Source organism: Spirulina sp. CCY15215 (genome assembly GCF_016888125.1).
Taxonomy (GTDB): domain Bacteria; phylum Cyanobacteriota; class Cyanobacteriia; order Cyanobacteriales; family Spirulinaceae; genus CCY15215.
Genome location: NZ_JACSWA010000322.1, coordinates 1 through 15,883, shown reverse-complemented (window position 1 = coordinate 15,883; position 15,883 = coordinate 1). Strand labels below are relative to the sequence as shown.

Below are 15,883 nucleotides of genomic sequence, written 5' to 3'. Positions count from 1 at the left end.
GTTAGAAAATACGGCTTTAGCAGAGGCGATCGCCCACTGTCTCCATAATTTTGAATACGACAAAATTTTAAACTTAATTCCCCAAGAGACTAATTAATAATGAACAATAACAATTTACCTCTCGGTCAAATTGCAGTCGTTGACGATACTACGGCAAATTTGCATCTCCTCTCTAATCTTTTAGAGGGTGCGGGTTATGATATACGCTTATTTCCTCGGGGAAAACTTGCTCTTGAGGGCATTGTTTATTCTCTCCCAGATTTAATTTTGCTCGACATCCAAATGCCAGAAATGAATGGCTATGAAGTCTGCGAGAAACTCAAGGTAGATGAATTAACTCGCAATATACCTGTAATTTTTATCAGCGCTTTAAATGAAACTTTTGATAAGGTCAAGGCTTTTCAAGTAGGTGGAGTGGACTATATTAGCAAACCTTTTCAAGCGGAGGAAGTTTTGGCACGAGTCGCAACTCATTTGCAACTGTACCAAATGAAGAAAAAGTTACAAGAAACTAATATTATTCAGGCTCAACAACTCACCCTACAAAATCACCAGCTTTTGGAATTGAATCAGGCTTTAGAAAAAGCGAATAGAGAACTCCAAAATAACTACGAAAAACTACAGTATGCTCAATTGCAACTGGTGCAAACTGAAAAAATGGCGACTATCGGTAACTTAGTGGCGGGAGTTGCTCACGAAATCAATAATCCCGTTGGGTTTATTAGTGGCAATATTAGTGTAGCACAAGAGTATCTGCAAGATTTACTTTCTGCGCTTGCTTTGTACCAACAAAAATGCCCCTTAGATTTAGAGTTTGCCGAAGAATTAGAGGATCTCGACCTCGATTTTATTGCCGAAGATTTCCCTAAGCTAATTGCATCCATGCAATCGGGATGCGATCGCATTGCAAGTATCAGTACATCTTTGCGAACCTTTTCTCGCACCGATACCGATAAGAAAACCGAATTTAATCTGCATGAAGGTCTTGAAAGCACGATTTTGATCTTAAAATATCGCCTTAAGGCCAACGAAGAGCGCCCAGCTATTAATATTATTAAAAACTACGGTCATCTACCCGAAATTAAATGTTATCCAGGACAACTCAATCAGGTATTTATGAATATATTGAGCAATGCGATCGATGCTTTAGATGAAAGCAATGAAGGAAAAACTTATGAAGAGATAGAAAAAGTCCCCAATTGCATTACCATTGATACGAAATTAAGCGAGAATAAAAAGAATATTCTGGTTAGCATTACTGACAATGGAATGGGAATGCCAGAAGAGGTGAAAGCACGCATTTTCGAGCAAGGATTTACAACTAAAGAAGTAGGAAAAGGAACGGGTTTGGGGATGGCGATCGCCCGTCAAATTATTGTAGAAAAACACGGCGGCGCGATCGCTTGTCATTCCGAACTCGGTAAAGGCACAGAATTTGTTATTTCTCTGCCTTTAAGCTAAAATTCAGATCGCGATTGGTTTGCTAACAATCCTGCCTTTTACCTTGAAAAAGTATTAATGCTGGGGTTTTCCATAACAAGTTTTTCAATTATAATATTTTTAAGCGTCAGTTCGAGTTAAAGCGATTTTTTAACCCATTTTATGACGGCGTGCGGATTTCCACCCACCCTAGAATCAGGGTTTTAGCTTATCCCGAACTCAAATCATTAAAGTATCAACTTTATTTCCTGTACTTATGATCGAGCAAATTTCTTTGGTCTTAGCAACCCCAATTGCTAAAGCCGTCCTAGACAAGTTTTACGAAGGATTGGGATCTCAACTGGGTGAAAAAGCCGCAGAACTATTTCCGGAAAAGGTGAAGCAGTTAGGACAACTACTATGGGATAAGTGTCTTAGTAGAAAAAATGGTACGGAAACTTTATTGTCGAAAGTGGCAAATGGATCGGCAGAGGATCGGCAAAAATTGATGGAATACTTGAATGAGAAATTGGAGAGCGATCCATTTCTGAAGCAAGAGACCCAAACTATTGCTGAAGAAATTTACCGACAGATTCAAATTGATAATGTGAGTGCTAAGAACTTACAGCAAATTTTTGATGGGCAAGGTTTACAGGTTAATGAGAAACAAGAGCAGCCTATTATTCAGATTCAAGGCAATCCAGTATTGAATTTTTCTTCAAAATCTAGCGATTGACTGGAGTCGTCGGGAGGGACACCGATCTTAACGAGTTCCCAAACCGGATATGAGCAACTGAAAGGCTTGATTAACAAAGAGATTGCTGGGTTTCCGGTGGAATATGCGATCGCAGAATGGCAAGATGTTTGTCGGAAGATGTTGCTTGACCGGAAACCCTTAACCAGCAATACGGTTTTACGTCTGGCTTCTGGGAATCGGAACTTAATCGAAGAGGATTTATTTGTCGATTTGGCACTGGTGAAGCCGAAACGGAGTCAGAATGAAAAACACGCCCAAGATATTGACCCAGAAAGGGGTTCGGACTTATTCAACCGACAGGAAGAAACCGTAGAGAAACGGTTTGCTTACTCAGAGTTTCTTGAGGAAATTATTCGCAACCCCACTGAGAAAAATATTGCCATTATTGGGGAACCGGGGGCGGGAAAAACTACCTTACTCCAGAAGTTAGCCTTTTGGTTATTACAACAAACCGATGATTTAGTGATTTGGGTTGACTTGGCAGAATTGGGCGATCGGCCTCTGGTAGAGTATTTAGAAGAAAAATGGCAAAAAGAGGCGTTAGGCAAGTCCAGAGCAGAAATAAAAGGGGATTGGGAGCATAAATTTAAGGGGGGTGCAGTCTGGTTACTCTTGGATGGCTTGGATGAGATGAGCCAGAGCGATCGCCAAGGACTAAAATTCCGGGGTTGGGTGATGAATGCCCGGATCGTTGTCACCTGTCGCTTGAACTTGTGGCAAAGCAACCCCACCCAGTTACAGGGTTTTCAAACCTATCTCACCCAACCGTTTCAGGATGAACAAATGCAGGGCTTTATCTGGCGGTGGTTTCCGGGGCTATTTGGGGAAGGAGAGGCCGATCGCTTGGCAGAATCTTTGTGGTCAGAGTTGCAAGGTGCGGGGAAAGAACGCATTAAGGATTTATGCCGCAATCCCCTGCGGTTAACTCTGTTATGTTCCACTTGGCAAGTGGGTCAAGCGTTACCGGAAACGACGGCGGAATTATATGGGGGGTTTGTGGAGTCGATGTATGAATGGAAGGAGGACAAGTTTGAGGTTACGGAGGAAGAAAAGGAAGAGTTAAATACGGCTTTGGGAGCATTGGCAAAGGCATCTTTGGACGCTGAAACCAGCCGCTTTCGATTAAGCCATCGGTTGGTATGTGACTATTTAGGAAAACCGAAGGCAAAGGGGTCTTTGTTTCCTTTGGCGTTACAGTTGGGCTGGTTGAATGAGGTGGGGGTGGCGGCAGAAAATCCCCGTCAACGGGTGTATACCTTTTATCATGCGACGTTTCAGGAGTATTTTGCGGCGTTGGCAGTGGAAGATTGGGATTATTTTTTACCCAAGGATCATTGCGATCGTCCGGTGGAAGGGAAGCGGTATCGGATTTTTGAAAAGCAGTGGAAGCAGGTGATTTTGGTATGGTTGGGGCGTTGGGATATAGAAGAAGATCAAAAAGATCTATTCATAAATAAATTATTGCATTTTAAAGATAGATGCGGCAATTTTTATGAGTTCCAAACTTTCTATTTAGCCGCATTAGGATTTGCAGAATTTGAACCTAAAAACGGTCTCCTTGTTGAAAAAGTTATTAGAGGGTTGATTATGTATAGCTTTGGTTATTTAGAAAATAAAAAAGAGTGTAGTTGGTATTATTTTTCAGAAGAGATTTCTAGTTCATCAATAGAAATATTACAAAAAACAAATACTATAAAAGCACTTAACATACTAGAAAACTGGTATATTGATTTCCAAAACATTTATAAAAGTGTTCCGCACAATAACTGGCGTGTAACTAAAAAGTTTAAAGAATTAGATCAATTGATTAACGATATAAAATCATCATTAGAAGACAGACTCAATTACAAGTTGATTAAAAATGAGAAAGATAATGTTATTGAAATGAGCGCTCATATTTCAGTAAGTCTCGACAGCAACAATGTGTTAAACACTAAACAAATCTTAGATTCGCTCTGTCATGGAAAGGATGAAGATATAGTGAAATCTATTTTGACAGTAACAATAGAAAACATATATCCTGAGATTATTCAAGCATTATTATTCGTCATAAAGAATAATAAGAACCTGTGTATTGTCTGGTTGGCAGCAGATTTTTTGGCCAGAAATATACAAGAAACAGAAATTCAAAAATATACAGAGTATATTTTGGATCGATTGATAATTTTATCAACTCAAAAATCCGATCTACTAGCTTCCTTCTTGGCAGCTTTCAGTGCCTTGGATTTATGTTATTTTATAGCATCTAATAAAATCCATAAAGTGGTTGACATTATACTATGTTTAATGTACGAAGACACATCAAGTATTCGTCATAATATCGTTAATTCCTTACAATGGAAGCTACAGAATAAAGACATTAATCTAATTGTTATAGATGCGTTAAAAAAACAAGTAACATCTGAAATTGATGAACAAGATTTAGACCTGTATTCAAAATGTTATTCAATCCTCTGGCATTGCGCTCAACACATTGACTATACTGATTTTTATCAAGTTTGGCATTATAGTAATCAGGATGTCCTAACAATCACACCTAAACTCACCTTAGAAGAACAAATTTTAGACTCCCTCCAAAACCAGCCCATCCTCATCCTCAACGCTCAAACCCTCACCCAAGAAACCCGCGAAAGCAAAATCGCCCTCAAACTGTGCAAACTGATCTGGAAACCCTTGCAACTCAAAGAGATATATCCCGAAGTGTCCACCCCCGGCCAACTCACTCGCTACCTCGATCGCCTGCAACTCAACCAGCAGTTTTCCCAACGCGCCCTTCTCCTCACCCAATGCCAACATCCGACCCCAGAGTTACTCACCTTTTGCCAACAACTCACCGACACCGTAGCGATCGCATTTCTCACCGAAGACCCCCTAGACCTGCCCTTAAAAGGCTTTCCTCCCCATCAACCCCGTCTCATCTCTGCCATTGAAACATGGTTAGAAGAGATGTAAAAAACAGGATTTCCGCCTGAAACATGGGATAGAATGAAAACTATCAAATTGCAAATTGTGACAGGTTAGGTTAAAGAATTTTAATTTATGGGTTATGACTTTGAGCTAATTGGTGAAATAACAGAAATTGAAACCATCGCCGTCAATTTATCCATTCGGGAATTACAGAGACTCAAAGAACAATTTGGTGGTCGTCGATGGCGTAAACTGAAAGGGATCGGACTTGTTAGCTTTCCCAATGGCGAAGTTTATCAGGCTGAACTCCATTGGTATGAAGCTCACGGCATCGGGCGACGTAAAATGAAAGTTAAACGAATCTTATAGATAGAAGCCATGAGTGAAACAACCCTGCAATTTGCAATATGTGTCATTAGTGAAAAGAATAGTGACCTAGAAGCATGGAAAGTGTATCAGATTATTCCAGATCCCAAAGCCGATGAAGTCAATTGCTGGCGAGTGATTGATGAGTCTAGAGAGGACTATCTATATCCTCAAAGTCACTTCGTTAAGGTTGAACTTCCCCCAGAAGCTCAAGCTAAACTACTAATATCAAACAATTAATGATTCCTTGCTTTTTTATCAATATGAGCAAAAAAACAAAAGAGTGAGTTTTCGATCCCTTTTTTACCACGAAAGAAGTGGGTAAAGGAACGGGTTTGGGGATGGCGATCGCCCATCAAATTATTGTCGAAAAACATGGGGGTGCGATCGCTTGTCAATCGGAACTCGGCAAAGGCACAGAATTTATCTTAAACTTGCCTCTCTCTTAGAAAAGTATAATAGAAGGAGTTGGTAAAGGAACGGGATTGAGAAAATTGGCAAGTTTGATTTTTCAATTTTGGGAAGAAAAAAGAACCGCTTTTTTGTAACAAAATGCAACAAAAAGTCCTCCTCAATCCCAGTGCTTCACAATTTCTTTAACTTCTCTGATACAATGGTAACTGCATTCTAAGAAGTCGAGCAAGTCCATGACTATTATCCCCTCTTTAGCCCATTATAATATTGGTAATCCCATTCATCAAAGCGATCGCACCTTGGTCTATCGCGCTCGACGCAAAGATAATGGGCAGTCCGTAATTATTAAATTAATGCGAAAGGAATACCCTTCTTTCAATGAATTAGTCCAATTTCGCAACCAATATTCTATGACTAAAAATCTCGATATCGAAGGCATTGTTAAACCCTACGCTCTAGAACGTTACGACAATCGCTATGCTCTTATTATGGAGGACATTGGTGATATTTCTTTAAAAGAATATGCCCAAAAAAAGCCACCCTTTCCTATTGCTAAATTTTTATATATTGCCATTCAACTGGCAGAAATTCTCTACCAACTCCACCAAAGTAATATTATTCATAAAGATATTAAACCTGCAAATATACTCATTCACCCCCAAACTCAACAAGTTAAATTGATTGATTTTAGTATTTCCTCTTTATTACCGAAAGAAACTCAAATTTTACAAACTCCTAATATTTTAGAAGGAACTCTCGCCTATCTTTCCCCAGAACAAACCGGACGTATGAATCGAGGGGTTGACTATCGCAGCGACTTTTATTCTCTGGGTGTCACCTTTTACGAACTCCTGACGGGAAGACTTCCCTTTGAAAGTGACGATCCAATGGAATTAATTTACGCCCATATTGCTAAAATACCTCCTACTCCCGACTCCCGACTCCCGACTCCCTTGGTTAATATTATCATGAAGTTGATGGCGAAAAATGCCGAGGATCGCTATCAGAGTGCTTTAGGATTAAAATTTGATTTGGAAAAATGTTTGGCACAATGGCAAGAAACTGGAGAAATTCAATCGTTTGTATTAGGAGAACGGGATATCTGCGATCGCTTTGTCATTCCCGAAAAACTCTACGGACGGGACAAGGAAGTTCAAAGTCTTCTTGATGCCTTTAACCGTGTCAGTGAGGGAAAAAGCGAACTCTTCCTAGTCGCGGGATACTCTGGAGTTGGCAAAACTGCGGTTGTTAATGAAGTTCACAAACCTATAGCTGCTAAAAGAGGCTATTTTATCAAAGGTAAATTTGACCAATTTCAACGCAATATTCCCTTCTCGGCTTTTGTGCAAACCTTTCGCGATTTAATAGCACAATTATTAGGAGAAAGCGATACTCAATTACAACAATGGAAAACCAAAATTTTAGCTGCTTTGGGAGATAGTGGACAGGTTATTATTGAAGTCATTCCCGAACTCGAAAAAATTATCGGAGAACAACCTCCCGTCCCTGAATTATCAGGAAATGCTGCCCAAAATCGCTTCAATTTACTCTTGCAGGAATTTGTCGGCGTTTTTACCCGTTCAGAACATCCTTTAACGATCTTTCTCGATGATTTACAATGGGCAGATTCAGCTTCTTTAAAGTTAATTGAACTCTTAATGAGCGAATCCGATAGCGGCTATCTTCTCGCGCTCGGTGCTTATCGAGATAACGAAGTTTTTCCCAGTCATCCTTTAGTTTTGACCCTCGAGGAAATTAGCAAAAATCAGGTGACAATTGAAAAAATTACTTTAAAACCATTAAGTCCCAATCAAGTCAATACCTGGATCGCCGATACCCTTTTGTGCGAATTAGAACAAGCTAAACCTTTAGGCGATTTAACTTTTCAAGAAACTAAAGGAAATCCCTTTTTTATCAGTCAATTTCTCAAAGGCTTGCATGAAGATAGTTTTTTAACTTTTAACATTGAGCAACGATACTGGCAATATAATCTTGCCCAAATGCAGGAACTCATTCTCACCGAAGATGTCGTAAAATTTACCATCGGGAGATTACAGAAATTTTCAGCAGAGACCCGAGAAGTTTTAAAACTAGCTGCTTGTATTGGCAACCAATTTGATCTAGAAATTTTGGCTATTGTTGGCAAGCGATCGCCAGAAGAAATTGCTACCGATCTCTGGCCGGCTTTAGCAGAAGGATTAATATTACCCCAAAATGAAACTTATAAAGTTTATCTCGGCGATCTAGATTCAGCACTAAAAACGCAACACTCAACATTGAGATATAAATTCCTCCACGATCGCATTCAACAAGCAGCTTATTCATTAATTGAAGAAGAGAAAAAACCCCTATTTCACTACACTTTAGGAAAATTACTCATCGATAGTATTTCCGAAGCCGAATTACAAGAAATGATCTTTGATGTCGTGGGTCATTTGAACAAGGGAGCCTTTCAAATTACTATAGTTGAAGAACTTTTACAAGTATGTCAACTCAATTTAATCGCCGGACAAAAAGCAAAATTATCTGTCGCTTATCAAGCCAGTGTTGACTTTTTATCTCAAGGGATAAAACTTCTCCCTGCTCAAAGTTGGGAAACAAATTACGATCTAACTTTTTCTTTATATAAAGAGTATCTCGAATGTCAGTATTTAGCCGGAAATGTTTCAGAAGCGGAGAAGGTCATTGACACCTTATTTAACCATGCTAAATCTCGTTTAGATAAAGCCTCCATTCATGCTATTCAACTCATCCAATACCAAAATATTGCTCTTTATGAACCGGGAATTAAAGTGGGTTTAGAGAGTTTAAAAATGTTTGCTTTAGAATTACCCGAACATCCCGATCCAGAAACGATCCAAGCAGCGGCGAAAAAAGTTGAACAAAGTCTTGGCGATCGCGAAGTTTCCATCTTAGAACATCTTCCCCTCATGGAGAATCCCGATCGCCAAATGATGGTGATGTTATTAATTAACATGATTCCCCCTACTTATATTACTAATCAAGATTTAATGGTTTTGGTCATTTTAGAAATGACTAATTTATGCCTGCAATATGGAAATACTCCCCTTTCCGGTTTTGTTTATCTTTGGTATGGTACGGTATTATGCTCGGTTTTTGCCGAGTATGAAAAAGGCGATCGCTTTGGTGAATTAGGATTGCATCTTAACGAACAAGCCAATATTTTTGCCATTAAAGGTAAAGTTTATATGACCTTTGGCAGTTTTCTCAGCCATTGGCGACGACCGTTAAAAGAGGGAATTAAATGGATTAAAGCCTCCTTTCAACCAGCTTTAGAAGCAGGAGAACTATCTTGGTGCTTTCATGGTGGTTCATTCACATTTTGGAAAAAATTCTTGGTCTATGATAATCTAGAATCCCTTTTCAACGAACAAAATAACTTGTTTAAGTTCTCCGAAAAAAAAGAACCCCCTGCTGCCCTCGCGATCGCCATTCAACAGCAAGTTGTCTTAAATTTACAAGGAAAAATACCCCAGAAATTCAGCCTTGATGATGCAGAATTTCAGGAAGATAATGCCTTAAAAATGTTTACCGAGACGCAATATCTTTTTGGACTGAGTACCTATTATTTTGCCAAATCCTTTCTCTATTTTCTCTACGGAGACTATCAAACTGCCTATGAATTGGGAGTAACTGCGGAGAAAACCCATGCTTCTCTCTACAGTCAATTTCAACTCATCCTGCACGATTTTTATCAAGCACTCAGTATCGCACAAATTTATACTCAAGCATCCCAAAGCGAATGGTTAGAAAAATTAGTCAAATATAACCATCAATTCCAAATTTGGGCGGAAAATTGCCCAGAAAATTATCTAGGATTTTCCCTCTTACTGAAGGCTGAAATTGCTCGAATTAACCAAAATTACGGGCAAGCAATGCAAGATTACGATCGCGCGATCCGCCTGTTTCAAGAATGCAAGTATCTTCAACTTGAAGCCTTAGCCAATGAACTTGCAGCCATATTTTATCTGACTTGGAAAAAAGAAAAAGTTGCCGCCAGTTATATGCAAGATGCCTATTACTGTTATAGTCAATGGGGAGCTAAAGCCAAAACCGACGATCTCGAACAGCGTTATCCCCATTTGCTGCAACCTATTTTACAACAAGAACCAAATTTGAATCTCCTCGAAACTTTGGCTTCTCTTGCTGCACCAAATATTTCAATGCACGCTACTTCCTCAACGAAAAACCACTCGTCTTCCGCAGCTTCTGATCTGAATAATATCCTCGATTTTGCCAGTGTTCTCAAGGCATCTCAAGCAATTTCCAGCACAATTCAACTCGACAAACTCCTGCACCAACTCACGCAAATTATTCTCCAATATTCAGGAGCAGATCGATGTATTTTACTATTCCCCGATGACCGTCAATGGCAAGTGAAAGCGATCGCCACCCCCGACTCCATCGAATTATTAACTGAATCCTTCGAGACTTATCCCTATCTTCCCGTTAAACTTATTCAGTATGTTAAAAATACCCGAGAAATCGTCCTGATCGATCGCCACCAAACCGATCTACCCATTATTGACAATTACTTACAACAACATCAACCCCAAAGTGTCCTCTGTCTCCCCATTCTCCATCAAGGAGATTTAACGGGAATTCTCTATTTGCAAAATCAAACAATAGCAGAAATCTTTAACAGCGATCGCCTACTGATCTTAAACTTTCTCTGTACCCAAGCTGCCATTTCTTGGCAAAATGCCCAACTTTATCAACAAGCACAACTGGCATTAACGGATTTACAAAATGCCCAATTACAAATCGTACAAAGTGAGAAAATGTCTGCTTTAGGTAATTTAATGGCAGGAGTTGCTCACGAAATTAATAACCCCCTTGGCTTTATTATGGGTAATTTAATGGAAGCAAAAATGAGTTTACAGGATGTCATCGAACACTTAAATTTATATCGTAAAAATTTTTCAATTACTCCCCCGATTGAAGATCATGCCGAAGAAATCGAGATCGAGTATCTTTTAGAGGATTTACCCAAAATGATAGATTCGATGACAATGGGATGCGATCGCATTAAAAATATTAGTATCAGTCTACGAAACTTTGCCCGCACGGACAAAAATACTAAAGTTTCTTTTGACATTCACGAAGGCATCAATAGTACCATAACGATCCTAAAACATCGCCTCAAAGCCAATGAAGAACATCCGGAAATTAAAATTATCAAAAAATATGATAACGTCCCCCCAATTCAATGTTTCCCTGGTCAATTAAATCAGGTATTTATGAATATTTTGGCCAATGCGATTGATGCTTTTGATGAAGCGAATCAAGGCAAGAGTTATCCAGAAATTGAAGCTAATCCCAACACGATTACGATCGCAACTATTGCCCTTGATCAACAAGTTCAGGTTCAGATTCAAGACAATGGCTGTGGGATGAAGCCGGAAACAATAGAGCGCATTTTTGAGCAGGGTTTTACGACGAAAGAAGTGGGTAAAGGAACAGGTTTGGGCATGGCGATCGCCCATCAAATTATTGTCGAAAAACATGGGGGTGCGATCGCTTGTCATTCTCAACTGGGGAAAGGCACAGAATTTATTATTTCTCTGCCTGCGATTTAAGGGCGATCGCCATCACTTTTACCCTGACAAGATCGGTGGCAGGTACGAATTTTTCGGGAGAGCCAAAGCGATCGCGTTCCTGTTGTAAAATAAACAGATGTAGCGCGATCGCCTTTCCCTCGCAATAAGTCAACATTCCCAAACTTTCCATCGAACCTCACGAGGAGATTCTCAAATGCCATTGGCCGAAATCATGTCACAAATCCAAACACTGCCAAAAATTGATAAGCTCCGGCTGATGCAGTTTCTGGCAACAGAACTGATTAAAGAAGAAGATACAAACTTTTTTGTTGCTAACCAAGAATATCCCGTTTGGTCGCCCTACAATTGCTCTGAGGCTGCTAATGTTTTAATGAATTTTCTGGAAACAAAACAGCGATCGCAAGATGATTGACTCTCAAAGATTTTCCTACAAAATTATCGATCGCAATCTTGGCATGGTCGATCGAATGCCGTATTTGCCTTTGACACTTAACCTTAATGATCGATCCTCGAACGTTGAAGGTTTATTAGATACAGGTGCAAGCGTTAATGTTTTGCCCTACGAGTTGGGACGGGAATTAGGCCTAATTTGGGAAGATGAAACCCTTTCAGTGGTGTTAGCAGGGAACTTAGCTCAATTTGAAGCTCGCGCAGTCGTTGTTAATGTTCGAGTTAGTTCATTTCCGACAGTCGATCTGGCATTTGCTTGGACACAAGCAACTAATCTACCTTTGATCTTGGGACAGGCTAATTTTTTCTTTGAATTTGATGTCTGTTTCTTTCGTGCGCGTTCAGAATTTGAAGTTCGTCCTAAACAACGCGAATAGCATAGCAGAGAGAGCGCACTGTCTTTGCAGGAAGTATAGCAAGCGATCGCACTCGCAAAATGTCTGCGATCGCACCAGGTAAACACCTCATACTCTGACAAGTTCAGAGCAAAGGGTTTTGGTGCGTTACGCAGGAGTAAATATTATATCAAATCCGGAAATTAACCGTAATAAAAAACCTAGGGAGCGAGACGCTCCCACTACGCTCGATACAAGGGTTTTGGTAGTGCGAGCATCTTGCTCGCTATGTTATACCTATTAAGCGGATTTGATATTATCTCTATTATTAAGATTTCTCCCCTGCTAACGCACCCTACTGGCGCTGACCCACAAACAACCGTTTCGACCCACATTATTTGCAAATAAGCCGTAGCCCTTACCAGTTAAGCCTTTTAGCCTTCTTGAGAGTGGGATTGTTTGGGAAAAAGGATGGTTTAATCTGGACAAATATGCACGGCGATCGCGGTTTTATTCAGAGGATATTCGTTCAAATTAAGTCGTAAAGGGGTTTTTCTCGGATTGATTCCCAGTTGCAAAAATTTGGGTTAGTTGCAATTAATGTGGTCTCAAAATCGCTCTATTTGTGGGTAGGAGTCCTGATGTATATAGGTCGTTACACCTAATTACATTTTTATAATTCTACAAATCTCTTCAAGAATATTTTAGTAGTAATTACCACTTTTCTTTAAAGTAACAATTTGATCATCGATTTTCTTCGCACAATCGAGAATATCAGCCACAAGATTCTCGATTTGATGAGACCCTAGTAAAACTCGACTTCCATCAACTTTTTTTGAATTACGGTGGGTGATATCATGCCTTGTCTTTACGTTTTCCAGCAAGTCTTCATATGTAGAATTGACAATGTTAATATCAAGAACTTTCTTGTATCTAGGCTTGACAAATTTTTTGAGATTATGCCAGCTTTTTGATTTGATTTCCTCTTTGATTTCTTCGATCTGCTCTGAATTCAACTCTTGATCTCTGCTGCACAATCCCTTATTGTCACAGAAATTGTCATAATATTTCTTAGCGAAATCATGGACTGGGGAATCGCTAGAAGAAGGAAAGAGCATTTCATAGAAAACATCCATCAAGTATCCTTCCAAAGCAGAGATTGATTTTATATAGAAAGCACTAAAAATGACTTGGCACGCTTCTTCTTCTAGCTTGCCTTTTTGTTGTTTTATTATCTTTTTTATTCCCTTCAAAGAATTTTCAAGATACTCATACTCTTTTGTTCCGTGCAGCTCATCTATATCCTGTTCATCTGCAAATTCTCTATCAACTAGGATATCTGACCACTCTATGCACTCTTCATTAAGATCATTGATAATTTTCTGAAGTAATGAATCTGGTATATAATCCTCAAAAATAGAAAGTCCATCTTCTGTATCATGAGAGCCTCCAATAAAATAATATTCTCCATCAATATATGGACACCAATTTTCTGGTGGTTCGTATTTACTGTAAAAGTATTGTTTTATCAAGATTTCTTGCCGTGCAGCTTCAAGACTATTAAGCTCTTCTAGATCGAAGTATCTGGATTCTTTATTATCCCATATTTTAGTTGTCATCACTTTGGTCTCCAGTTTTCAATCTGTTTATTATGCTTTATTGATGGCAATACTTAGAGCATCAATTCAGAAATATTTTGGAGCAAAATATTTCGACGAAATATTAAGAATTTCAGCAATAGCTGAAAACTCCTATCTGGCATAGCTTTCACGCTTATACAGCAAGCCCTATTTAGAGAAACAAGTAACACAGTTATTAGCTGAATTAGCTGAAATCGAAAAACAACAGGAGGACAAACAAGATGAGTCAATATAGTATGCTCGTTCAATGGTCTGAAGAGGATGGGCTTTTTTTAGTGACGATTCTAGAGTTTAGCGATCGCGTTGTCATGCCTTGCACTCATGGGAAAACTCGCACGGAAGCAATTCAGAATGGTGAAGAAATTATTGATATGTATTTGGAAGCGTGGGAGGTTGAAGGAGAATCGATTCCTCAACCCAGTACGCTGCAAAGTGTTGTCAAACCCTTGCAGGCTCTCATTGTGTAGCATTAGCCTTAATATAAGCCCCCTGTCCCAGATGCTGTAACTTAGGATAACAACTCCGGTAATTCTTCTCACTCACAAACAACCACAGAATACGAGTACGCCGATTCTGAGGTGGCTTAGGACAGGGAGCATAGCCATCAGTATAAATAATCAGGCCATCATACTCCCTATGTTCGTCCAGATACGCCAAAACAGGGTCAAAATTCGTCCCGCCTCGTCCCGTTAACTTCACCTCACTTTTAGCACGACGGAAGGTCATCACATCAGTTGTAATCTTAGCATCAAATTGAATCACATCGATCGCCGGCACGCCGTAATTAAAAAAGCGATTCACCACGGAAAACCCCTGCTGTAGTTCTTTAGTCCCCATAGAGCCGCTCACATCAATGGCAAACAGCAACCGGGTAGTAAAGTCACGACGACTGCCCATATAAGCGAACCCATAGCGGCGATTCGGTTTCATGCGGGTGAGCCGTCGCTGTTGGCTGAGGATAGAGGTGCGAAACTTGCGTAAAACCGCCCGATAGTCTAGCTTCGGGTGCAGATTCGCCAAGATTTGTTCCCGCAACTTGCCGCCAATGCTGCCCCAACTGTCATTGGCTTGTGCCATTCTCACCAGATCGTCTAGGCGATCGCTCAACAATTCATCTCGATCCCACTGGTCAGTATTTTCAACACCGCTCAAGTTTGCATCGGTATAGACCACTAGGATATCCGGGGGGCGATTATCGGGGGTTGAAGTTGGTTCAGATTCAGATTGAGAAGAGCCGGACAGTTCCATTGCTTCGGCTGTACCCGTCCCTGCTATCGGTGCGCCGGATGCTGCCCCCTGCGGACTGGAGGACTGTTGATCCCCCCTAACTCCCCTTTTTAAGGGGGGAACCAGATCGAGCAATTTGTGATAGTAGAACTCAAAGAATTGTTGGTCATAGGTGCGATCGCCAAAGACATCCCGCGATCGAGGAAAGGGTAGCTCGGTTTGCAAGTATTCTTGGAGGGTTAAATTACTGGCAGCATAGCTAATCGCCGAATGCGCTTGGCGGCGACTGTAGGGGTGTTTCAGAAGAATCCGTAGAGCTTCAAAGCGCAGGGTGGCTTCCAGGTGGCGATCGCTCAACTGCTGGATAAAATCTGGATTGTACTCAATCCGACCTCGTTGCACGCGAATGGTTTGAATGCGTGGCTCCGAGACTAAAGCGTGACTCGTCCAGACGGCCAGCAACAATGGCTCGACAAGCAGCCACTTTTCCACAATCCGAGCAATGCGGTGACGGGCGATCGGTTTTATCTTCATCTCGCATTTAATATAGTTAACCCAAGTTGCTAGTTATAAATGATCCCCCTAAATCCCCCTTAATAAGGGGGACTTCCGGATTCTGCCACCTTTTTCAAGGGGGACTTCCGGATTCTCCCCCCTTTTTCAAGGGGGACTTCCGGATTCTGCCACCTTTTTCAAGGGGGACTTCCGGATTCTCCCCCCTTTTCAAGGCAGGGATTATTCACTGACTAGAGAAAAAGACTGTAACCCCGATCGTGTCGTTGTAGA

The 15,883-nt window shown here is 40.4% G+C and carries 12 protein-coding genes and 1 pseudogene; 10 read left to right on the top strand and 3 right to left on the bottom strand.

Annotated features, from left to right (window positions below):
- Window positions 1-99: 99 nt before the first annotated feature.
- The 7 genes and pseudogenes from JUI58_RS06000 to JUI58_RS05970 all read left to right on the top strand — a co-directional run bounded on the left by JUI58_RS06000 (window position 100) and on the right by JUI58_RS05970 (window position 11,463).
- Window positions 100-1,461, top strand: coding sequence for a response regulator (locus JUI58_RS06000; RefSeq protein ID WP_204102848.1), 1,362 nt, complete (start codon window positions 100-102; stop codon window positions 1,459-1,461).
- A 235-nt stretch (window positions 1,462-1,696) separates the two neighbouring features.
- Window positions 1,697-2,155: a hypothetical protein gene (locus JUI58_RS05995; protein WP_204102847.1), complete on the top strand. Its 459-nt coding sequence runs from the start codon at window positions 1,697-1,699 to the stop codon at window positions 2,153-2,155.
- 66 nt (window positions 2,156-2,221) lie between these two features.
- On the top strand, window positions 2,222-5,128 hold the full coding sequence (locus JUI58_RS05990) for an NACHT domain-containing protein (RefSeq protein ID WP_204102846.1): 2,907 nt from the start codon (window positions 2,222-2,224) through the stop codon (window positions 5,126-5,128).
- A gap of 87 nt (window positions 5,129-5,215) precedes the next feature.
- Window positions 5,216-5,452, top strand: a complete 237-nt coding sequence (locus tag JUI58_RS05985; RefSeq protein WP_204102845.1) for a hypothetical protein — start codon at window positions 5,216-5,218, stop codon at window positions 5,450-5,452.
- Between the two features lie 9 nt (window positions 5,453-5,461).
- On the top strand, window positions 5,462-5,689 hold the full coding sequence (locus tag JUI58_RS05980; protein ID WP_204102844.1) for a hypothetical protein: 228 nt from the start codon (window positions 5,462-5,464) through the stop codon (window positions 5,687-5,689).
- Between the two features lie 38 nt (window positions 5,690-5,727).
- Window positions 5,728-5,898, top strand: a pseudogene (locus JUI58_RS05975) (HAMP domain-containing sensor histidine kinase); the annotation flags it as partial.
- Window positions 5,899-6,096: 198 nt separating this feature from the next.
- Window positions 6,097-11,463, top strand: coding sequence for an ATP-binding sensor histidine kinase (locus JUI58_RS05970; protein ID WP_204102842.1), 5,367 nt, complete (start codon window positions 6,097-6,099; stop codon window positions 11,461-11,463).
- Here JUI58_RS05970 and JUI58_RS05965 read toward each other — a convergent pair.
- Window positions 11,441-11,599: a hypothetical protein gene (locus JUI58_RS05965; protein ID WP_204102841.1), complete on the bottom strand. Its 159-nt coding sequence runs from the start codon at window positions 11,597-11,599 to the stop codon at window positions 11,441-11,443. The two genes, JUI58_RS05970 and JUI58_RS05965, sit on opposite strands and share 23 nt — an antisense overlap.
- Before the next feature lie 39 nt (window positions 11,600-11,638).
- Between JUI58_RS05965 and JUI58_RS05960 the strand changes: the two genes are divergently transcribed.
- Window positions 11,639-11,857 (top strand): hypothetical protein, encoded by a 219-nt coding sequence (locus JUI58_RS05960; RefSeq protein WP_348539844.1) that lies wholly within the window; start codon window positions 11,639-11,641, stop codon window positions 11,855-11,857.
- On the top strand, window positions 11,850-12,272 hold the full coding sequence (locus JUI58_RS05955; protein WP_204102839.1) for an aspartyl protease family protein: 423 nt from the start codon (window positions 11,850-11,852) through the stop codon (window positions 12,270-12,272). Before JUI58_RS05960 ends, JUI58_RS05955 begins: the two co-directional genes overlap by 8 nt.
- 662 nt (window positions 12,273-12,934) lie before the next feature.
- Here the strand turns inward: JUI58_RS05955 and JUI58_RS05950 are convergent.
- On the bottom strand, window positions 12,935-13,849 hold the full coding sequence (locus JUI58_RS05950; RefSeq protein WP_239121303.1) for a HEPN domain-containing protein: 915 nt from the start codon (window positions 13,847-13,849) through the stop codon (window positions 12,935-12,937).
- 242 nt (window positions 13,850-14,091) lie between these two features.
- On the opposite strand from JUI58_RS05950, the gene JUI58_RS05945 reads away from it, so the two are divergent.
- Complete coding sequence (locus JUI58_RS05945; protein ID WP_204102837.1) at window positions 14,092-14,337, top strand: type II toxin-antitoxin system HicB family antitoxin; 246 nt, start codon at window positions 14,092-14,094, stop codon at window positions 14,335-14,337.
- Here JUI58_RS05945 and JUI58_RS05940 read toward each other — a convergent pair.
- Complete coding sequence (locus tag JUI58_RS05940; protein ID WP_204102836.1) at window positions 14,327-15,631, bottom strand: VWA-like domain-containing protein; 1,305 nt, start codon at window positions 15,629-15,631, stop codon at window positions 14,327-14,329. The genes JUI58_RS05945 and JUI58_RS05940 overlap by 11 nt on opposite strands.
- Window positions 15,632-15,883 lie beyond the last annotated feature (252 nt).

Excerpts from the sequence above, each read along its gene's own strand:
- JUI58_RS06000 (WP_204102848.1), top strand. The coding sequence starts at position 100 with ATGAACAATAACAATTTACCTCTCGGTCAAATTGCAGTCGTTGACGAT.
- JUI58_RS05995 (WP_204102847.1), top strand. The coding sequence starts at position 1,697 with ATGATCGAGCAAATTTCTTTGGTCTTAGCAACCCCAATTGCTAAAGCC.
- JUI58_RS05985 (WP_204102845.1), top strand. The coding sequence starts at position 5,216 with ATGGGTTATGACTTTGAGCTAATTGGTGAAATAACAGAAATTGAAACC.
- JUI58_RS05980 (WP_204102844.1), top strand. The coding sequence starts at position 5,462 with ATGAGTGAAACAACCCTGCAATTTGCAATATGTGTCATTAGTGAAAAG.
- JUI58_RS05970 (WP_204102842.1), top strand. The coding sequence starts at position 6,097 with ATGACTATTATCCCCTCTTTAGCCCATTATAATATTGGTAATCCCATT.
- JUI58_RS05965 (WP_204102841.1), bottom strand. The coding sequence starts at position 11,599 with ATGTTGACTTATTGCGAGGGAAAGGCGATCGCGCTACATCTGTTTATT.
- JUI58_RS05960 (WP_348539844.1), top strand. The coding sequence starts at position 11,639 with ATGCCATTGGCCGAAATCATGTCACAAATCCAAACACTGCCAAAAATT.
- JUI58_RS05955 (WP_204102839.1), top strand. The coding sequence starts at position 11,850 with ATGATTGACTCTCAAAGATTTTCCTACAAAATTATCGATCGCAATCTT.
- JUI58_RS05950 (WP_239121303.1), bottom strand. The coding sequence starts at position 13,849 with ATGACAACTAAAATATGGGATAATAAAGAATCCAGATACTTCGATCTA.
- JUI58_RS05945 (WP_204102837.1), top strand. The coding sequence starts at position 14,092 with ATGAGTCAATATAGTATGCTCGTTCAATGGTCTGAAGAGGATGGGCTT.
- JUI58_RS05940 (WP_204102836.1), bottom strand. The coding sequence starts at position 15,631 with ATGAAGATAAAACCGATCGCCCGTCACCGCATTGCTCGGATTGTGGAA.